Source organism: Candidatus Phaeomarinobacter ectocarpi, from assembly GCF_000689395.1.
Lineage (GTDB): Bacteria > Pseudomonadota > Alphaproteobacteria > CGMCC-115125 > CGMCC-115125 > Pyruvatibacter > Pyruvatibacter ectocarpi.
Genome location: NZ_HG966617.1, coordinates 2,322,646 through 2,341,198 on the forward strand (window position 1 = coordinate 2,322,646; position 18,553 = coordinate 2,341,198).

The following is an 18,553-nucleotide window of genomic DNA, read 5'->3' on the forward strand; positions in this document are numbered from 1 at the left end:
CAAGCAAAACCAAAGATGGATATCAACAAGCTGACCGGTGGCGAGAAAGCCGCCATCATGCTGCTGGCCCTCGGGGAAGAGCATGGCGCTCAGCTGTGGGAAATGTTCGACGACGACGAAATCCGCGAACTCTCCATGGCCATGTCCAATCTGGGCACGGTGGACGCAGAGCTCGTTGAGAAGCTCCTGCTCGAGTTTGTGTCCGGCATGTCATCCACCGGCGCTCTTGTGGGTACCTTTGATTCAACAGAACGCCTGCTCTCCCGCTTCCTGCCAGACGAACGCGTCAGCCTTGTCATGGACGAGATCCGTGGCCCGGCCGGTCGTACCATGTGGGACAAGCTGGGCAATGTGAACGAGGTCGTCCTCGCCAACTATCTCAAGAATGAATACCCGCAGACCGTTGCCGTGGTGCTCTCCAAAATTCGCGCAGATCACGCCGCCAATGTGCTGGGTGCCCTGCCCGAAGACTTCTCCATGGAAGTCGTCAACCGCATGTTGCGCATGGAAAGCGTGCAGAAGGACATTCTGGACAAGGTCGAACAGACCCTGCGTCAGGAATTCATGTCCAACCTCGCGCGCACCAACCGCCGCGACAGCCACGAAACCATGGCCGAAATCTTCAACAACTTCGACCGTCAGACCGAGAACCGCTTCATGACATCCCTTGAGGAGCGCAACCGCGACGCGGCCGAGCGCATCAAGGCTCTCATGTTCACCTTCGAAGACCTGGCCAAGCTCGACCCCGGCTCCGTGCAGACGCTTCTGCGCGCTGTGGAGAAAGACAAGCTGGCTCTGGGTCTCAAGGGTTCTTCCGACACCCTGCGCGATCTCTTCCTGTCCAACATGACCGAACGCGCGGCCAAGATGCTGCGCGAAGACATGGACATGATGGGCCCCGTCCGCCTCAAGGACGTGGACGAAGCGCAGATGATGATGGTCAACATCGCCAAGGACCTCGCCAACAAGGGCGAGATCATGATGGCGGACGGCAACTCGGAGGACGAGCTTATCTATTAGTCCGGTTTCGCACGGACATAGAGAGCACCAAATCTCATGAGCAACCCAGCTATCATCACATTGCAGGAATCGTCCCGGTTCGAGTTCGATCGCGAACTGTCCAAGGGTGCGGTCATTCAGCCGCGCGCCGAACGCAAGAAAACCAAATGGACCGAAGACGAAGTCAACGCCATCCGCGCAGAAGCCTTCGCCGCCGGTGAAGAGGCTGCGCGCACCAGTGATGAAGCTGAATTGTCACACCGGATCGCAGAAGGCTCCCAGCAGGTAGCCGAACGTCTCAACGTGCTGCTTGAGAACCTGCACACCGAACGCGCGAAGCTGCGTGAAGAAGCTGCGGAAATCGCCCTCACCATCGCCCGCAAGCTGATGCCGGCCCTGATGGAAACAGCACCCACATCCGAGATTGAGGCTGTGGTCGAGCAATCCTTTGCCCTCCTGCGCAACGAAGCCCGCGTGGTCATCCATGTCGCCGAAGACCAGCAGGGCCTGCTCGAGCAGCGCATCACCGACATGACGCGCGAACACGGGTTTGAAGGTCAGCTCGTCCTGCGCAGCAGTGACGACGTCGACCCCGGCGACGTCCGCATTGAATGGGCCAGTGGCGCGATCACCCGCGACACGCCTGCCCTTGACGCCAGCATTGAGCAGATCGTCCGCACCTACCTGTCAGCGCCCGGCGCCGACCAGTCCGGACAGACAGATTTTTTCGCCCTTCTGGGCAAACAGCAATAGCCCCTGCTCCGCATGGGCACTGGAAAGCCCAAAGCGGACAGAGTTGAGGAGAAGACTATGAGTGACGAAACCGACGTTCAGCTCGACGAGCTATCAAACGCAGGCGCGGACGCAGGTCCAAACGCTGAGTTTGCAACCCCAGACGCAGACCTTCCCGTTCCCGCTGAAGGTGGGGAAGAAGGCGCTGCACCAGCCGACGGCGAAGAACGCTTTGCCGCTGACCTGGAAGCTGTGTTTGACGTGCCGGTGCATGTCTCTGCCGTGCTGGGCAAAACCCACATGGAAGTCAGCCAGCTTCTCAAGCTGGGCCGCGGTGCTGTCGTGGAGCTCGACCGCAAGGTCGGTGAGGCCATCGACATCTACGTCAACAACCGTCTCGTTGCCCGTGGCGAAGTGGTGGTCGTGGACGAGCGTCTCGGCGTGACAATGACCGAAATCATCAAGGGCGGAAACGCTGCGTAAGACGACGCGGCAACGGAAAACACCATCATGCGCTCATCACTCACAGCCATTGTCGCCCTGATCGCAAGCTTTGCCTTGCTGGCGGCTGCCCTGACCCTTGAAGGCAACGGGTCAGCCTTCCTTGATGTGCGTGCAGCTCTCATCGTCTTCGGCGGCACACTGGCCGTCACCATGATCTCGTTTTCTCCTCTCGAGGTCATCATGGCGATCCGTGAGACCTGGTCTGCCATCGCCACACCGCGGTTCAACCGCAAGGGCGCTGCTGACCGAATGCTGAAAATTGCAGAGCGCACCCGCAAGGATGGTCTCCTTGGTGTTGAGCGCCTGCTGCCCAAGCTGCGCAATGATCCATTCCTGTCTCGCGCCCTTGCCATGCTGGTTGACGGCATCGAGGTCGCAGACGTCGAGCGCATGCTTGAAGACGAACGTCTCTCCACAGCTCAACGCCGCACAGAGAGCGCTGAAGTCCTGCGCCGCGCCGCAGACATTGCACCCGCCATGGGCCTCATCGGCACTCTCGTTGGACTTGTGCAGATGCTCGGTCAGTTGAACGATCCCGCTGCCATCGGCCCGGCCATGGCCGTTGCCCTGCTCACCACATTCTACGGCGCGGTCCTGGGCACCATGGTGCTCTCCCCGCTCGCCGCCAAACTTGATCGCATCTCAGGCGATGAACGCGACATGCTCGCGATCTACGCCGCAGGTGCAGCCGCCATCGGCCGCAAGGACCATCCTCGCCAGGTCGAACACACACTCAACGCCCTGCTTCCCGAAGCAGACCGCGTCCAGTATTCGCGTTAAGGAGCCAACCCCATGCGTTTGCTTATTGTAGGTAGCCTCAACGGCCAGCTCACCACCGCCACAAAGATGGCCATGGAGACAGGTGCCAAAGTTGCCCAGGTCGACACCGGCGAACTCGCCATGGACGCCCTGCGTGCCGGTCAGGGTGCTGACCTGTTGATGGTGGAAGTCTCCAACGACATCGGCTGGCTCGCAGCCCAGCTGCAGGCCGAGCGCATTGCCCTGCCGATCGTGGCATGTGGCCTGGGCTCAGACGCCCGCGCCGCCGTCAACGCCATCCGCGCCGGTGCCAGGGAATATGTACCCCTGCCGCCGGACGCCAAGCTCATTGCCGCCGTGCTGGAAGCTGTTGCCGATGACACCCACGCCTTGATCTACAAGGACGACATCATGGCGGATGTCATCCGCCTCGCAGACCAGATTGCGCCATCTGACGCCTCCGTCCTCATCACCGGCGAAAGCGGTGTGGGTAAGGAAATCATGGCGCGCTATGTCCACCGCCATTCTGTGCGCAAGGACAAGCCGTTCATCTCCGTCAACTGCGCCGCCATTCCTGAAAACCTGCTTGAGTCAGAACTCTTCGGCCATGAGAAGGGCGCCTTTACAGGCGCTGTCTCCCGCCGCATCGGCAAGTTTGAAGAAGCTGACGGCGGCACGCTGCTGCTCGACGAAATTTCCGAAATGGATGTGCGCCTGCAGGCCAAGCTTCTGCGCGCCATTCAGGAACGTGAGATTGATCGTGTCGGCGGCAACAAGCCCGTCAAGGTCAACATCCGCATTCTTGCAACGTCCAACCGCGACCTTGCGACAGAAGTGCGCAACGGCACCTTCCGCGAAGACCTTCTCTACCGCCTCAACGTCGTAACCCTGATGATCCCTGCCCTGCGCGAACGCCCGGCAGACATAATGGAACTGTCAGAGCACTTCGTGAAGCGCTACGCCGATGCCAATGGCGTGCCCGCACGCCCGCTGTCAGACAGCGCCAAGTCACATCTTGTGCGTCAGCACTGGGCCGGTAACGTCCGTGAGCTGGAAAACACACTCCACCGCGCCGTGCTTTTGGCCAATGGCGATGAAATCGACGTGGACGCCATCCGCCTGCCGGACGGCTCACGCATTGACCAGACGGTCTCTATCTCGTCCAGCGATCCGGCATCACGTGCTGCTCAGGTGGCCGAGACTGTCAGCCGCAACCTTGTGGGCATGACGGTTGCCGACATGGAACGCGACCTGATCCTCAACACGCTGGATCATTGCCTCGGCAACCGCACCCATGCGGCCAACATTCTGGGCATCTCCATTCGCACCCTGCGCAACAAGCTCAACCTCTACACCCAGCAGGGTGTGTCGGTTGCAGCCCCGGGTGAAGCCCGGATCGCCGGCTAGTCCTTTCACGTAACGCCTAAAGTATCCGGAACGCATACGCGCAATGTCAGACGCAGCACCAACAACACCACCGGCGGGCGGAGGCCTCTTTGGAGGCCTGACCCTGGGCGGCATTGGCAATGCCATTGGCGCGCGCTCCGAACTGGCACTGGCTGCCGGCGTGTTGACCATCATTGTGGTCCTCATCCTGCCGATGCCGAGCTGGATGCTCGACTTTGCCCTCGCTATCTCAATCACCTTCTCGGTGCTGGTGATGATGACGGCCCTTTTCATCAAGAAGCCGCTTGAATTTTCGTCCTTCCCGACCGTGCTGCTGATTGCCACCATGCTGCGCCTCGCGCTCAACCTGGCATCCACACGGCTGATCCTCTCTCAGGGCCACGAAGGCACCGATGCCGCAGGCGCCGTGATCGAGGCTTTCGGCAACTTCGTGATGCAGGGCAATTTTGTCATCGGCATCATCGTCTTTGCCATCCTTGTCATCGTGAACTTCGTGGTGATCACCAAGGGCTCCGGCCGTATCGCTGAAGTCGCCGCCCGTTTCTCTTTGGACGCCATGCCCGGCAAGCAGATGGCGATTGATGCTGATCTGTCCGCCGGTCTCATCGACGAAGACACCGCCCGCACCCGCCGCTCGGAGCTTGAAGCCGAAAGTGCCTTCTACGGCTCCATGGATGGTGCATCGAAATTCGTGCGCGGTGATGCCATCGCCGGTCTGCTGATTACCTTCATCAACGTCATTGCCGGTGTCATTGTTGGTGTGGCGCAGATGGACATGTCTTTCGCGGACGCCTCCGCCACCTACACCCTGCTCACCGTTGGCGATGGTCTGGTCAGCCAGATACCCGCCCTCATCGTGTCCATGGCCGCCGGTCTGCTGGTCTCCAAGGCCGGTGTGGACGGTGCCGCGGACGAAGCACTCTTCGGTCAGCTCTCCGGCTACCCACAGGCGCTTGGCATGTCGTCCGGCGTCATGGTCGTTATGTCCGTACTGCCCGGCATTCCAATGGTACCGTTCCTGATCCTGGCAGGGCTCACCGGCGGGGCCGCGTGGTTCCTGACCAAGGGAGCCGAAAAGAAAGTCGCCGATGAAGAGGCGGCTGTTGCCGAAGCCGCCGCACAGGAGCAGGCAGCACCCGTTGAAGAACCAATCTCGACGGCCCTTGCAATGGATGAACTGCGCCTTGAACTCGGCTTTGGCCTGCTGCCCATGCTGGAAGGCGACGGCGAAGGACACTCCCTGACCGAACAGGTCAAAGCCTTGCGCCGTCAGGTGGCTCAGGACATGGGCTTTGTCATGCCGTCCCTGCGCATCCTCGACAACATGCAGCTGGATTCGACGTCCTACGTCATGCGCGTCAAGGAAGTGGAAGCCGGTGCCGGCATTCTTTACCCGGACCGCTTGATGGTGATGGATCCACAGGGCGGCCCCGTGGACCTCCCCGGCGAGCACACGACCGAACCGACCTTCGGCCTGCCGGCCACATGGATCGACCACACCCAGCGCGAAGAAGCCTCCTTCCGCGGCCTCACGGTCGTGGACCCGGCAACCGTGCTCACAACGCACATCACTGAAATCATCAAGGCCAACATGGCCGAGCTTCTGTCCTACGGCGAAGTGCAAAAGCTGCTGGACGACATCGGCGGCGACAATCAGAAGCTGGTGGAAGATCTCGTGCCGGATCGTGTGTCCGTCACCACGATCCAGCGCGTGTTGCAGCAGCTCCTGACAGAGCGCGTGTCGATCCGTGACCTGCCGACCATTCTGGAATCCATCGGCGAAGCGTCCAGCCACACCCAAAGCGTGACCCAGATCGTCGAGCATGTGCGCACCCGCCTTGCCCGCCAGATATGCCACACCAATCAAAGCTATGCCGGCTACCTGCCGCTCATCGCCCTGTCGCCAGAGTGGGAAGATGCCTTTGCGAATTCTCTCATCGGCAATGGCGAGGACAAGCAGCTGGCCATGCCGCCGAGCGATCTTCAGAACTTCATCCAGTCCCTGCGCATGGCCTTCGATCAGGCTGCCGCATCTGGTGACGTGCCTGTGCTGCTCGTCAGCCCCGGCAACCGCCCCTATGTAAGGTCCGTCGTGGAGCGCGTGCGGCCACAAACAGTGGTCATGAGCCAGGCCGAAGTTCACCCTCAGGCGCGTCTCAAGACGCTGGCCCAGATTTAAGGCGGGCCGGGTAGAGTATGCGTCTTCGTCGATTCAAAGCCCCCAGCATGCGCGAGGCCATGGCCCGCGTCCGTGATGAGCTGGGCGAGACGGCCATCATCGTGTCCAGTGAAGATCTGGAAACCGGTGGCGTGGAAGTCACAGCCGTCAATGAACGGCGCGGCGAAGTCCGCGATACCGAACCCGAACCCTTCAGCCCCGTACGCAATCAGCTTGAAATGCGTCTCAAGGCCCGCCTGCGCGGTGAAGCAAAGGCATCACAGGCCGCAGCCTCAAACGCAGATGCCCCAGCGGCCCTGGGTCTGACGTCCACTGACCTCTCCACCGTTCTGAATGACCATCGCGTGCCGGACGCCCTGGCGGACCGCCTGCTTCAGGCGGCGTCCGCCCACGACAATGACGACGCCCAGGCAGCCCTTGCCCATAGCTTGGGTATCGCGCTGGATTTCCAGCCCATCGGCGAACAGCTGCCCGGTTCCATCATGCTGATCGGCGCACCTGGTGCCGGTAAAACCGTAACAGCTGCCAAGCTGGCAGCCCGTGCGGTTCTTGCCGGTCAACAGGTGGACATCATCACGGCAGATGCCGTGCGCTCGGGCGCCCTTGCCCAGTCAAAAGCCTATGCCGATGTGCTCAATCAGGATGTTGCTGAAGTGCGCGGCGCGGACGAACTGGCCTTGATGCTCGACACCCGCGCAGAACTGGGCCGCAACCGCCCCTGCATTATCGACACGCCTGCCACCAATCTGCATGACCGCGCAGAGCTGGACCACACAGCCCGTCTCGTTCAGGCCTGCCGCGGTGCTGATGCGACCAGCACAGTGGAACCCATCGGCGTCATTGCCGCCGGGGGCGACATCGAAGACATGGCAGAAGCCGCACAGTTCTTTGCGCAACTCGGCTGTCGCCGCGTCATCATCAGCCGCACGGATGCCACCAAGCGCCTTGGCGGCGTGATGGCGGCCCTTGCAACCGCCCGCCTTGCGGTCGCCGAGTTCGGCATCAAGCCCTATCTGGCCGGCGGCCTTGTGGCTGCCACGCCGTCCCGTCTGGCTGACATGACCCTGACAAAATCCACCACCAGTGCACCGCAGCCGTCAGTGCTGCCGCGCCGCGCCGCCGCTTCAGTCACCCCCCTCGCTGGTGCATCACCCACCGGCAGCACGGAGCCCACATCCGCATGAGTACGCAGCCATCCACCACAGCGGCGCCGGAAAAAGCCCGCCGCAGTCAGACCATCATCACAGTCGCGTCCGGCAAGGGCGGCGTCGGCAAGACCATGGTCTCCACCACACTAGCCCATAGCCTCGCCTTTGCTGGTGAACGCACTTTGCTGGTGGACTGTGACCTCGGCCTCGCCAATGTAGACGTTCAGCTGGGCATCATGCCGGAACATGATCTTGCAAGCGTCGTCGCCGGCACAACAGCCTTTGAAGACGCCACCATCCGTGTCAGCAGCACTGACAGCGCGTCGGCACGTGGCGCATTCGATGTCATTGCCGGCAGTTCCGGGTCCGGCAATCTGGGCGCACTTGCGCGCACCGAACTTGCCCGCCTGCGTCAGGGTCTCACCCTGATTGCCGCTCACTATGACCGTATGATTGTTGATCTGGCCGCGGGCGTTGATCCCGCCGTCACGATGTTTGCGTCCATCGAGGGGCCAACCCTTGTGGTGGTCACCGATGAGCCAACCTCGATCACAGACGCCTATGCCTTCATCAAGGTCGCCTCAATGACACCGCGCGACGACGGCACTGCCGCCGATATCCGCATTGTCGTCAACATGGCGGAGACCATTGAAGCAGGCCGCAAGACCTATGAAGCCCTGTCGCGGGCCTGCGGCAACTTCCTCGGGATCACGCCGCCCCTGGCTGGGATCGTGCCGCGCGATACGGCCGTCCGCGATGCAGTTCGACATCAAACTCCCCTGCTGACCCGCAGCCCAAATGCCAAGGCCGGTGCAGCCATCAGCAAAATGGCTGACGGCATCCGCACCGGCTCTGCCAAATAGCACCCTCAGAAACGCCTGTTTTCTGTCGGTTTTCGTCAGCGGTAACTGCTTTTGTGGCACACCGGCCACACCGTCTGTGCAAACCCTCCCGATACGCGTAGTCTTTCGACATCATTCGTGAGCCCGGTCACACGCTTGATAAAGAACCGGGCCATGGTGATGGGAACGTCGGAGGACATGAACCTAAAGGGGGGGTTCTTTAATGGAAGACGCTTTGCAGTTGGTCCAGCCCGTGCTGGACTTCTTCGCAGCTGGCTTCAACCAGGTGAATGCGATTCAGGGGATTATCATCGGTGTGCTCGCAGCCTTCGTGCTGCGCCAGTACTCTCGCATTCTGGTTATCAGCTTTGTAGCTACGCTTGTTCATCTAATTGTTGATACCGCTCTGCCGGTCATTCGGGGAGCGGAACTCAAACTGCCGCCCCTCGCGGATCTGGAATGGTGGAAGTATGTGCTGCTGCTCTATGTCGGCTATCTGGTCGTCATCACGGTGATCTACATCCTCAAGAGGATTTTGATCCGCGGATAGGATCAGCACCCAGAACAAACAAAAAGGCCGCTGCACTAATGCAGCGGCCTTTTTCATTTGCAAGACGCAATGAGCCCTAGCCGATTTCAGCAGCGCCGCGCCCATGCATGTTGATGGCTATCTCGTCGAGGTCGGCCTGCTCCCGGCGACGGGTCTCAGCCTTGGCCCGGCTGCGCGCGCTCTCATCCACAAGCTCGACCTTCTTGAGGTCTTCAAACGCTTCCGCCAGCTTTTCGCGTTCCGCATCAACCTGACGCGACAGCTCACTGATGGACTGCGCCAGGTTATCCCGGCGCATCGAGGCGTATTTGGCGTAGGTCGGATAGGCATAATGCGCCTCGTCCGTAATGCCGGCCTTCTTCTGCTCGTAGCGCACACGCTTTTCCAGCTCTTCCTCCTCTCGGCGGAAGTCATCAAGCATCTGCTCCAGATCGGCCACGCGCCGCTGGATTTCCTCGACCTGAAACCGCTGTACGCGGATCAATGATGTACGGGACTTCATGTCACTTCCCCCAAGTGCTTACTGCCCTGCATGACCGTCTTCCATCTCAACGTCAGCTGCCTCTGGCGGCTGAGCGGTGTTCAAAATCCCATCGAGCATGCCAAAGCCATCCGCCAGTGGCGTGGCTTCGCCCTTGCTCTGAGACAGGAACGCATCAAAGTCCGGCATCAACCGAATAGCCTCATCCACCAGCGGGTCAGCCCCACGGCGATAGGCACCGATGCGAATAAGCTCTTCCATATCCGTATGCGCGGACATCAGTTCACGCGCCCGGCGCACAAGCGCAAATTCCTCATCAGACTGGCAATGCGGCATGGTCCGCGAAACGGACTTGAGAACATTGATGGCCGGGTAACGCCCGCGCTCGGCAATCGCGCGTTCCATAACAATGTGGCCATCCAGAATGGACCGGACGGCATCTGCCACCGGTTCATTGTGATCATCACCTTCAACCAGGACTGTAAACAGCCCCGTAATGGATCCAGAACCAACACGGCCAGGACCGGCCCGTTCAAGCAGACGCGGCAATTCTGAAAACACGGTTGGTGTATAGCCACGCGTCGTGGGGGGCTCCCCGCCAGACAGGCCGATTTCGCGTTGCGCCGTCGCAAATCGCGTCAGGCTGTCCATCAGGCACAGGGCATCAAGCCCATGATCCCGGAAATACTCTGAAAGTGTCATGGTGAGATACGCCGCCTGACGGCGCATCAAGGCGCTTTCATCTGACGTCGCCACCACGACCACACTGCGGGCGAGACCTTCCTCACCCAGATCATCTTCGATGAATTCCTGAACTTCGCGGCCACGTTCACCGATAAGTCCGATCACGGACACATCAGCCGACGAATAGCGCGCCAGCATCGACAGCAGCACGGACTTGCCAACGCCTGAGCCTGCAAAGATGCCCATACGCTGACCACGGCACGTTGTTGCAAATGCATTGAGGGCGCGAACGCCCAGATCAATCCGCTCCCCCACCCGCGCACGATCATGGGCCGGCAGAGGTGTGCCTTTGAGCGCATAGGGCATACCGCCCTGCGCAATCGGGCCCTTGCCATCAATAGGCTCGCCCATGGCATTCACCACCCGGCCAAGCCAGGCAGGCGACGGATGCATAATCGGTTCAGCTGAGTCAAACTTGGCGGGCGCGCCCATCCGCAGGCCTTCAATGGCGGCAAACGGCATCGCCAGCGCACGATTTTCGCGGAAGCCCACAACCTCGCAGGGCACAGGCACATCACGGGCGCCGGGCACAACCACCCGGCTGCCCAGGCTGAGCGATGTCAGCGGGCCTTCAAGCTCCACCATCAACCCGCGTACGGCAGCTACAGTGCCATACTGTTCAACAGGCGACAGACGCTCGATTTCAGCAAGAAGCGGCTTCATTGGGTCTCACAAACTCTTGGACCGGTGTCTCTCAATGAAAGAGCCATCCGGTGATGAGCAAGTGTGCCGCCAAGCCGATTAAGGGCTGGTAAACCCTATCAAGCAGTTACGTGAAATTTCCAAATTCGCGCCATAAATGGCCGGATGAGAAAAAGTGTTGCGCCAAGATGACCCAAAACACACGGATTTCCGGGCATCCGTGAAAGGCTTTGGCAATGGGCATTAAAAAAAGCTGACGCTGTTAAGCTTTGTTAACCATTTGATCTTAACGTCCATACAGGGATTAACTGGGGTATCGGCGAATCACCTGATTTTCCGATCCGATATGGCACAGCAGGCCCAACGACATAGGGCCGACGCCGCTTGAAGGGGGAGCAAGGACATGCGGGTTCTTCTCATCGAAGACGACAGCGCAACGGCCCAGAGCATCGAACTGATGCTCAAGTCGGAAGGCTTTAACATCTACACCACTGATCTGGGCGAAGAGGGCATCGACCTCGGCAAGCTCTATGATTACGACATCATTCTGCTGGACCTGAACCTGCCGGACATGTCGGGCTATGAAGTGCTCAAGACGCTTCGCCTGGGCAAGATCGGCACACCGATCCTCATTCTCTCCGGCATGGCCGGCATCGAGAACAAGGTTCGTGGCCTGGGCTTCGGCGCAGACGATTACATGACCAAGCCTTTCCACAAGGATGAGCTGGTTGCCCGTATCCACGCAGTGGTGCGTCGCTCCAAGGGTCACAGCCAGTCAGTCATTCGCACTGGCCGCCTGACGGTCAACCTCGACACCAAGACTGTTGAAGTTGAAAACCAGCGCGTGCACCTCACCGGCAAGGAATACCAGATGCTGGAGCTGCTCTCGCTGCGCAAGGGGACAACCCTCACCAAGGAAATGTTCCTCAACCACCTGTATGGCGGTATGGACGAACCGGAGCTCAAGATCATCGACGTGTTCATCTGCAAGCTGCGCAAGAAACTCGCAGCTGCCACAGGTGGCGAGCACTACATCGAAACAGTCTGGGGCCGCGGCTATGTTCTGCGCGATCCAGTCGAGGAAGAAGTCGCGGAAGCCGCAACCGCGTAACGCCTCCTCACTTCGGGACACATACCAAAAGGGCGTCTGCTTCAAGCAGGCGCCCTTTTTCTTTGCGCATTTCTTCCCTAGCCTGTTCGCCATGGCCGAGCTGAAAACCAAGCCCACAAAGCAAAGCGTCACGGAATTCCTCAAAACCGTCGCGTCAGAGCGCCGGCGCGCCGAAGCAAAAGTGCTGATGCAGATCATGCGCCGCGTGACCGGCAAGCGCCCGGTCATGTGGGGCCCGTCCATCATCGGCTATGGCAAATACCACTATGTCTATGAGTCAGGCCGCGAAGGCGACTGGATGGTGACGGGCTTCAGCCCGCGCAAAAGCGCCATGACGGTCTATCTGATGGCCGGATTTTCCGACAAGCAGAAGCTACTCGCCAAGCTCGGCAAGCACCGCACATCCGTGAGCTGTCTGTACATCAACAGGCTTGACGACATTGATCTGGGCATCCTGGAGGAATTGATCGCCCAGGACGTCGCTCTCATGCGCAAGAAGTACAAGACCGCCTAAGCGGTTTTGCTCAGCCCCGCGGAAAGCGGCTGACGTGCCGGTGCTGCGGGCCGGGCAGATGCAGCAGATGCCGGAGATCCAGCATTGGCGGCATAGACCTCAGGATTGCGAGCATAGAGCCCACGCGCCCCTGGCACCGGTTTGAAGGCATCGGTAATGCCCACAACGGTTTCAGCAGCACCCAGCAGAACGCAGCCATCTTCCGGCAGCATGTCGGCCATCCGCTCCAGCACCATCTTCTTGGTGGGCTGGTCAAAATAGATGAGCACATTGCGGCAGAAAATGATGTCGAACTTGCCAAGCGCGGTCAGCGGCTCGAGCAGGTTGTTTTCCTTGAACGTCGCCATGCCCCGAATCTTGGCATCAATCTGCCAGCTCTCACCCACCTGCTTGAAGTATTTCATCAGCAGCTGGATCGGCAGACCGCGCTGAACTTCAAACTGCGTGTACATGCCCTGGCGTGCACGTTCCAGCACCTCGCGAGACAGATCCGTCCCCAGAAGGTCGAACGCCCAGCCTTTGGCCGCCGCGCAATCATCAATCAGCATGGCCAGCGAATAGATTTCCTGCCCCGTTGAGGCAGCAGCACTCCAAAGGCGCACCTTGCGCTGCGGCCGGTTGGCCAGCATGTGTGGCAGAACCGTATTGGAAAACAGGTCAAACGGTGTCTTGTCACGAAAGAAGAAGGACTCATTCGTCGTCATTGCTTCCGTCACGTCCGACGCAAGACTGCCGTTCACATCGGCGCGCAACGCCGTCACGAGTTCCGGGATTCCCCCCAACTCAGCCTTGCGGGCAATCGGCGTCAGGCGGCTTTCAAGCAGATAGGTCTTGTCGCTGGACAGCACCAAACCCGACCGCTTGCGCACCAGATCAGATAGAAACTCGAACTCTTCTGGTGTCATTATCGCCTCCCGGCAAACTGGCGAGTGATCGCCGAACTAATCTGGTCCAATGGATAAACGGCAGCGCAGATACCTGCTTGGGCGCAGGCGCCCGGCATACCCCAGACAACACTTGTTGCTTCATCTTGTGCGTAGATCGTGCCGCCGGCGTCCGCGATAACGCGGCCTCCCTCGCGGCCGTCATGGCCCATGCCCGTCAGCACCACACCCAACGTGGCCGGGCCAAACAGCTTGGAAACACTTTCAAACATCGGATCCACTGCCGGGCGGCAGAAATGCACCGGGGGTTCCTGATCCAGCGCGATTGCCACGCCCGGCCCGTCCTTGCGCAGTCGCATGTGATAATCGCCAGGCGCCACATAGATGTGGCCCGCCTGCAGGCGTTCTCCGTCTTCGCCTTCCTTGGCGGGAAGGCCAGACAGTCTGCCCAGTTTCTCCGCAAGAATTTTCGTGAAGGCGGGAGGCATATGCTGGGTGATGACAACGGGGACAGCCCCGATGGCCGGACCGATTTTCTCAAACACATCAAACAGCGCCTGCGGACCACCCGTGGACGAGCCGATAGCAAGAATGCGGGGCGGCACACTGGACGCCTTGCGCACTTCAATCTTGTCTGGAGCCGGGCCCAAAGGAATGGCAGAACGGGCTGGCGCAGAAGCAGCCGTGGACCGGCCAGTCCCCTCGCCCGCGGCGCCTGTCGCTCCCGAGGCACCCATCGCTCTTTGGGCCGTCCTGCCAAGCGCTTGTGCTTTGACAAGAATCTCCCGGCGGAATTCTTCTGACCCGGCAATGCCCCGCGCACTGTCCGGCTTGGGAACATAATCAGTTGCGCCCAATGACAGTGCCTTGAGCGAAATGTCCGCATTCCGGAGCGTCAGGGTAGACGCCATGATGACCTTGGTGCCCGGCGACCCGGCAAGGATGCCTGGCAGGGCTTCAAGCCCGTCCATTTGCGGCATCTCGATATCAAGGATCACCACATGGGGCTTTAGCTTGCCCACCTGGTCCACGGCCTGCTTGCCATTGGAACAGGAGCCGGCCACTTCAAGGCCGTCTGTTTCTTGTATCCAGCGCTTCACAAGCCCGCGAATAACGGCGCTGTCGTCAACGACCATCACCCGAACCGCATTCGCTGCAGAGGCAGCCGCGCCTGCGTCTGCCCCGGCCGCGACCGGTGCAGTCCGTGATTTGGAAATGGTGGTCGCGTGATCCATGAAGCTAGACCAGACCTGCTTCGGCGAATTTCGCCTGAACGATATCGCGGTCAAACGGCTTCATGATGTATTCGTTGGCACCTGCATTGATGGCTTCACTGATGTGCTGCATGTCGTTTTCCGTCGAGCAGAAAACAACGACAGGCGCATCGCCGCCATCGCGCTTGCGAAGGGCCAGCAGAAAGTCCAGACCGTTCATGACTGGCATGTTCCAGTCGAGCAGAATGGCGTCCGGCATCTTGCCATCGCACACGTCAAGGGCGGCCGCACCATCAGCTGCTTCTTCAATGTTGAAGTTCATTTCTTCAAGGATACGGCGCGCGACCTTTCGGATCACGCGACTGTCATCCACAACGAGACATGTCTTCATGGAATTTCAGGCCTTCTGCTTGGTCACCGCAGCAACTACGCCGCGGATGATGTGTAAAACTTGTCCGATCCGCCCGCTTAGGCCGCGACGGAAGCACCTTGAAGCTCCAACGCCTTCGACACGTCCAGAACGACCATCAGATCGTTTTCAAGACGGTGTACACCGCTGGAAACCTGCTGCCAGCGCGGGTCAAGATTCGCCGGGCTGCGTTCCACATCCTGCGCCTGAAGGCTTAATACTTCGCCTACGCTGTCAACCATCAGTCCAAAGGCCTCTCCGCCTTCTTCAATGCCGACAGCCATCCGCGAAGCACCTTCTTCATTGGTTGGCAGGCCAAGCCGAATGCGCATGTCGATGGCCGTAACAATGCGGCCACGCAGATTGAGCACTCCACGCACTTCCGGCACCGAAAGCGGTACACGGGTCAGCGACTGCACTTCAAAAACGTCCTGAACCACTGTCACAGGAATTCCGAAGAGCTGTTCACCCACATAAACGGTGATGTATTCGACGAGATTTCCATCAAGATTGATGAGGCTCTCATTGGGGTCGATCAGACCATTGGTGTCTTGCGAGCTCATGCCACGGCTCCTTCGTTCTGAAGTGTTTCACGCAGGACATCAATCAGCCCGTCGCGGTCAGTCTTCGCTACATAGTCAGAGAAACCCACCGCATGTCCGCGCTGAATGTCTTCCCGCGACGTACGTGACGACATGGCAACAATGGGTGTGGTGCCCCACGCCGCATCGTTCTTCACGGCTTCGGCAAAGTCGAAACCATCCATGCCAGGCATCTCGATGTCGCTGACAATGATGTCGAAGCGGGCACCCGCATCACGAAGCTGGAAGGCATCATGGGGATCAGCAGCTGTGGTCACCCGATACCCGGCAGCATTCAGCAGCGGTGCCAGCATGTTGCGGAAGAACGGGCTGTCATCGACGAGCAGCACCCGCTTGGATGTTGCTTCGTCTGTCCGTTGGCCGTCTGCACGGGCAAACCAGTCTTCGAATGCCAATGTCAGGAAATGTCCGACATCAATAATCTCGGTCGCCTTGTCGCGCACAATTGCGCTGCCAAGCATGCCCGGTGTTTCGGACGTGATGTCCATGTCGAGCGGCGCTTCGATAACATCGACGATCTCGTCAACCACAAGACCCATCGAACGGCCGTCATCCGTGAACACAAGGATCGGCTGACGACCCTCCGCCACCATTTCCTGATCCGCGGAGACCTTCTGCAGCGGCATAAGCTTGCCACGATACTGAACCACCGGCTTGTGATCGGACATCTCGATTTCGTCCACCACGACTTCTTCAAGGCGCGTCACAAGAGACAGCGGCACAGCCTTGGGCTCACCACCCCCTGCACGGAAGATGAGGAGCGAGGTGTTTTCGTTGTCCAACAGATGAGCATCCAGTTCTGGACCATCCTCAAGCTGAGCAGCCACCTCACGGCTGACGCACTGGGCGATGCCGTTTGGATCAATGATCATGATGACACTGCCGTCACCCAGAATAGTGTTGCCGGAGAACATGTTGATGTCCCGCAGCATGGAGGCTGACGGCTTCACAACAATTTCCTCGGTGTCGAAAACCGTATCCACGACAATACCGAACTGCGCCGGGCCTACCTGAGCCACGATGACGAAGCTTTCGCTGCGTTCAGCGGTCGGCAGTGGCATGTTGCCATCTTCGTCCGGCTTGCGATGCTTGTTGAGGAGCAGGAGCTCATCAAGATAGACCAGCGGCAGCAACTTGCTGCGCAGACGTAGAACCGGCGTGTCGTTGATTTTCTCAATGCGCGCCTCAGATTCTGCCTTGGCACGCACAAGCTCAACAACGGCAAGCTGAGGAATGGCAAAGCGCTGCGCACCTGATTCAACAATCAGGGACGACACAATCGCCAGCGTCAGCGGGATCTTGATCGTGAATGTCGTGCCCTTGCCGGACACAGACACCAGATCAACATTGCCGCCGATCAACTCGATGTTTGTACGCACCACGTCCATGCCCACACCACGGCCGGACACGTTTGTAACCGCTGCAGCTGTAGAGAACCCGGCTGCAAAGATGTATTTGTGGATCTGCGCCTCGGTCTTTTCTTCAAGCTCAGCTGCTGTCGCAATACCGTTCTCAATGACCTTTTCGCGAATGCGATCCGTGTTGAGGCCATGACCATCATCTTCGATCTGAATAATGATGTGTCCGCCTTCATGAAAGGCGCGTAGGGTGACCTTGCCGGTTTCTGATTTGCCGGCCGCAACGCGGGCATCCGGCATTTCAAGACCATGGTCAGCAGAGTTGCGGACCATGTGCGTCAGCGGATCCTTGATCAGGTCAAGAACCTGGCGGTCCAATTCGGTTTCCGCGCCTTCCATCACAAGGTCAATCTTCTTGCCAAGCTCGTTGGACAGGTCACGAATGATGCGTGGCAGCTTCTGCCAGGCGTTGCCAATCGGCTGCATCCGCGTTTTCATCACGGCTTCTTGCAATTCGGCTGTCACATTGGACAGGCGCTGCAGAGGCACCTTGAATTCTGAATCATCAAGACGGCGAACCATCTCAAGAAGCTGGTTCCGCGACAGCACAAGCTCAGACACCATGGTCATGAGGTTTTCCAGCGTATCCACGTTCACGCGAATTGACTGATTGGCGACAGAGGATTCGCGTGCCGTTGCTTCTTCAGCCTTCGGTGCTGCTTTCGCAGCAACTGGCTTGGCAGCTGGTTTGGCCGCAGGCTTGGGAGCAGGCGCTGCTGCCTCAACAGGCTCAGCTTCAACAGCTTCCGCGACAACCTCTTCGGTCTCGGCAGCTGGAGCCGCAGCCTCCATATCGTCCGGACCCTCAGCTTCCTGGAACGCCCGTTCGAGATCATCAAGAGAAACCTCACCGGGCTTCAGCTCGCGCTCAAGTTCCTTGACCTCGATCGGCGCTTCTTCTTCCGCAGCCGCTTCTGCTGGTGGCTCTCCACCAGCTTCCGCCGCAATCGAGAAGGCTTCGAGCTGGGAGATCAGGTCTGTGTCATCACCGGCTGGTTCTGTCTCATTCGCTTCAAGCTCGCCGAGGATCTCTTTAATCCGATCAAGCGTATGAAGAATGATGGTCACGCCGTCGCCGGTTACTTCAGCGCCGTCACGATACTTGCCCATCAAGGTTTCAGCGGCATGCGCCAAAGCTTCCAGGCGTGGCAGACCAAGAAAGCCGCAAGTGCCTTTGATCGTATGCACCAGACGGAAGATGTTCGACAGAATGGCTTCGTTGTTGGGATCCTGTTCGAACTTCACAAGTTCGACGTCCACAACATCAAGGCTCTCAAAAGTCTCTGTCAGAAACTCGCGTAGAAGGTCGTCCATGGTTCCCCACCCCGGAAAAACTGGGCGCGCCCCTCGAAAGGGATAGCGCCTGATAGTTTCAGAGTGTTAGCGGGAAACATTAAAAACAGGTGAAATAGCG

General features: G+C 59.3%; 18 protein-coding genes. 11 read left to right on the forward strand and 7 right to left on the reverse strand.

Going from position 1 to position 18,553, the window contains the following annotated elements:
* Nucleotides 1–15: 15 nt before the first annotated feature.
* The 9 genes from fliG to BN1012_RS11280 all read left to right on the forward strand — a co-directional run bounded on the left by fliG (nt 16) and on the right by BN1012_RS11280 (nt 9,120).
* On the forward strand, nt 16–1,020 hold the full coding sequence (fliG, locus tag BN1012_RS11240; protein ID WP_244442893.1) for a flagellar motor switch protein FliG: 1,005 nt from the start codon (nt 16–18) through the stop codon (nt 1,018–1,020).
* 36 nt (nt 1,021–1,056) lie between these two features.
* The gene (locus tag BN1012_RS11245) at nt 1,057–1,752 is read left to right on the forward strand and encodes a FliH/SctL family protein (RefSeq protein WP_043949689.1); all 696 of its coding nucleotides are present in this window, start codon (nt 1,057–1,059) and stop codon (nt 1,750–1,752) included.
* A gap of 57 nt (nt 1,753–1,809) precedes the next feature.
* The gene (gene fliN / locus BN1012_RS11250) at nt 1,810–2,214 is read left to right on the forward strand and encodes a flagellar motor switch protein FliN (RefSeq protein ID WP_043949690.1); all 405 of its coding nucleotides are present in this window, start codon (nt 1,810–1,812) and stop codon (nt 2,212–2,214) included.
* A 27-nt stretch (nt 2,215–2,241) separates the two neighbouring features.
* Complete coding sequence (locus BN1012_RS11255) at nt 2,242–3,015, forward strand: motility protein A (RefSeq protein ID WP_043949691.1); 774 nt, start codon at nt 2,242–2,244, stop codon at nt 3,013–3,015.
* Nucleotides 3,016–3,027: 12 nt separating this feature from the next.
* Complete coding sequence (gene flbD, locus BN1012_RS11260) at nt 3,028–4,401, forward strand: sigma-54-dependent transcriptional regulator FlbD (protein ID WP_043949692.1); 1,374 nt, start codon at nt 3,028–3,030, stop codon at nt 4,399–4,401.
* A gap of 43 nt (nt 4,402–4,444) precedes the next feature.
* The gene (flhA, locus tag BN1012_RS11265; protein ID WP_043949693.1) at nt 4,445–6,580 is read left to right on the forward strand and encodes a flagellar biosynthesis protein FlhA; all 2,136 of its coding nucleotides are present in this window, start codon (nt 4,445–4,447) and stop codon (nt 6,578–6,580) included.
* Between the two features lie 17 nt (nt 6,581–6,597).
* Nucleotides 6,598–7,764 carry a flagellar biosynthesis protein FlhF gene (locus BN1012_RS11270; RefSeq protein WP_043949694.1) on the forward strand — a complete coding sequence of 389 codons (1,167 nt, stop codon included), beginning with the start codon at nt 6,598–6,600 and terminating at the stop codon, nt 7,762–7,764.
* Nucleotides 7,761–8,591, forward strand: a complete 831-nt coding sequence (locus BN1012_RS11275; protein ID WP_043949695.1) for a nucleotide-binding protein — start codon at nt 7,761–7,763, stop codon at nt 8,589–8,591. Before BN1012_RS11270 ends, BN1012_RS11275 begins: the two co-directional genes overlap by 4 nt.
* A 202-nt stretch (nt 8,592–8,793) precedes the next feature.
* On the forward strand, nt 8,794–9,120 hold the full coding sequence (locus BN1012_RS11280; RefSeq protein WP_052535137.1) for a hypothetical protein: 327 nt from the start codon (nt 8,794–8,796) through the stop codon (nt 9,118–9,120).
* 76 nt (nt 9,121–9,196) lie between these two features.
* Here BN1012_RS11280 and fliJ read toward each other — a convergent pair whose 3' ends face one another.
* Both fliJ and fliI read right to left on the reverse strand, forming a co-directional pair.
* Complete coding sequence (gene fliJ / locus BN1012_RS11285) at nt 9,197–9,622, reverse strand: flagellar export protein FliJ (RefSeq protein ID WP_043949696.1); 426 nt, start codon at nt 9,620–9,622, stop codon at nt 9,197–9,199.
* An 18-nt stretch (nt 9,623–9,640) separates the two neighbouring features.
* Nucleotides 9,641–11,008, reverse strand: coding sequence for a flagellar protein export ATPase FliI (fliI, locus tag BN1012_RS11290; protein WP_043949697.1), 1,368 nt, complete (start codon nt 11,006–11,008; stop codon nt 9,641–9,643).
* A gap of 382 nt (nt 11,009–11,390) precedes the next feature.
* On the opposite strand from fliI, the gene ctrA reads away from it, so the two are divergent.
* Both ctrA and BN1012_RS11300 read left to right on the forward strand, forming a co-directional pair.
* Nucleotides 11,391–12,098 carry a response regulator transcription factor CtrA gene (gene ctrA / locus BN1012_RS11295; protein WP_043949698.1) on the forward strand — a complete coding sequence of 236 codons (708 nt, stop codon included), beginning with the start codon at nt 11,391–11,393 and terminating at the stop codon, nt 12,096–12,098.
* Nucleotides 12,099–12,189: 91 nt separating this feature from the next.
* Nucleotides 12,190–12,612, forward strand: coding sequence for a DUF1801 domain-containing protein (locus BN1012_RS11300; RefSeq protein WP_043949699.1), 423 nt, complete (start codon nt 12,190–12,192; stop codon nt 12,610–12,612).
* Here BN1012_RS11300 and BN1012_RS11305 read toward each other — a convergent pair.
* The 5 genes from BN1012_RS11305 to BN1012_RS11325 form a co-directional block, all read right to left on the reverse strand.
* Complete coding sequence (locus BN1012_RS11305; protein WP_043949700.1) at nt 12,609–13,517, reverse strand: CheR family methyltransferase; 909 nt, start codon at nt 13,515–13,517, stop codon at nt 12,609–12,611. The genes BN1012_RS11300 and BN1012_RS11305 overlap by 4 nt on opposite strands.
* The gene (locus BN1012_RS11310) at nt 13,517–14,731 is read right to left on the reverse strand and encodes a protein-glutamate methylesterase/protein-glutamine glutaminase (protein ID WP_244442894.1); all 1,215 of its coding nucleotides are present in this window, start codon (nt 14,729–14,731) and stop codon (nt 13,517–13,519) included. Before BN1012_RS11310 ends, BN1012_RS11305 begins: the two co-directional genes overlap by 1 nt.
* A gap of 4 nt (nt 14,732–14,735) precedes the next feature.
* The gene (locus BN1012_RS11315) at nt 14,736–15,101 is read right to left on the reverse strand and encodes a response regulator (RefSeq protein WP_043949701.1); all 366 of its coding nucleotides are present in this window, start codon (nt 15,099–15,101) and stop codon (nt 14,736–14,738) included.
* 77 nt (nt 15,102–15,178) lie between these two features.
* The gene (locus BN1012_RS11320) at nt 15,179–15,682 is read right to left on the reverse strand and encodes a chemotaxis protein CheW (protein ID WP_043949702.1); all 504 of its coding nucleotides are present in this window, start codon (nt 15,680–15,682) and stop codon (nt 15,179–15,181) included.
* Nucleotides 15,679–18,453 carry a hybrid sensor histidine kinase/response regulator gene (locus tag BN1012_RS11325; RefSeq protein ID WP_043949703.1) on the reverse strand — a complete coding sequence of 925 codons (2,775 nt, stop codon included), beginning with the start codon at nt 18,451–18,453 and terminating at the stop codon, nt 15,679–15,681. The genes BN1012_RS11320 and BN1012_RS11325 overlap by 4 nt, the downstream gene beginning before the upstream one ends.
* Between the last annotated feature and the right edge of the window lie 100 nt (nt 18,454–18,553).

What these genes read in the sequence shown, in the direction of transcription:
- fliI (WP_043949697.1), bottom strand. Translation starts at nt 11,008, where the DNA reads ATGAAGCCGCTTCTTGCTGAAATCGAGCGTCTGTCGCCTGTTGAACAG.
- BN1012_RS11255 (WP_043949691.1), top strand. Translation starts at nt 2,242, where the DNA reads ATGCGCTCATCACTCACAGCCATTGTCGCCCTGATCGCAAGCTTTGCC.
- BN1012_RS11300 (WP_043949699.1), top strand. Translation starts at nt 12,190, where the DNA reads ATGGCCGAGCTGAAAACCAAGCCCACAAAGCAAAGCGTCACGGAATTC.
- BN1012_RS11325 (WP_043949703.1), bottom strand. Translation starts at nt 18,453, where the DNA reads ATGGACGACCTTCTACGCGAGTTTCTGACAGAGACTTTTGAGAGCCTT.
- fliJ (WP_043949696.1), bottom strand. Translation starts at nt 9,622, where the DNA reads ATGAAGTCCCGTACATCATTGATCCGCGTACAGCGGTTTCAGGTCGAG.
- ctrA (WP_043949698.1), top strand. Translation starts at nt 11,391, where the DNA reads ATGCGGGTTCTTCTCATCGAAGACGACAGCGCAACGGCCCAGAGCATC.
- BN1012_RS11275 (WP_043949695.1), top strand. Translation starts at nt 7,761, where the DNA reads ATGAGTACGCAGCCATCCACCACAGCGGCGCCGGAAAAAGCCCGCCGC.
- BN1012_RS11280 (WP_052535137.1), top strand. Translation starts at nt 8,794, where the DNA reads ATGGAAGACGCTTTGCAGTTGGTCCAGCCCGTGCTGGACTTCTTCGCA.
- BN1012_RS11310 (WP_244442894.1), bottom strand. Translation starts at nt 14,731, where the DNA reads ATGGATCACGCGACCACCATTTCCAAATCACGGACTGCACCGGTCGCG.
- BN1012_RS11315 (WP_043949701.1), bottom strand. Translation starts at nt 15,101, where the DNA reads ATGAAGACATGTCTCGTTGTGGATGACAGTCGCGTGATCCGAAAGGTC.
- BN1012_RS11320 (WP_043949702.1), bottom strand. Translation starts at nt 15,682, where the DNA reads ATGAGCTCGCAAGACACCAATGGTCTGATCGACCCCAATGAGAGCCTC.
- fliG (WP_244442893.1), top strand. Translation starts at nt 16, where the DNA reads ATGGATATCAACAAGCTGACCGGTGGCGAGAAAGCCGCCATCATGCTG.
- flhA (WP_043949693.1), top strand. Translation starts at nt 4,445, where the DNA reads ATGTCAGACGCAGCACCAACAACACCACCGGCGGGCGGAGGCCTCTTT.
- BN1012_RS11270 (WP_043949694.1), top strand. Translation starts at nt 6,598, where the DNA reads ATGCGTCTTCGTCGATTCAAAGCCCCCAGCATGCGCGAGGCCATGGCC.
- flbD (WP_043949692.1), top strand. Translation starts at nt 3,028, where the DNA reads ATGCGTTTGCTTATTGTAGGTAGCCTCAACGGCCAGCTCACCACCGCC.
- BN1012_RS11245 (WP_043949689.1), top strand. Translation starts at nt 1,057, where the DNA reads ATGAGCAACCCAGCTATCATCACATTGCAGGAATCGTCCCGGTTCGAG.
- BN1012_RS11305 (WP_043949700.1), bottom strand. Translation starts at nt 13,517, where the DNA reads ATGACACCAGAAGAGTTCGAGTTTCTATCTGATCTGGTGCGCAAGCGG.
- fliN (WP_043949690.1), top strand. Translation starts at nt 1,810, where the DNA reads ATGAGTGACGAAACCGACGTTCAGCTCGACGAGCTATCAAACGCAGGC.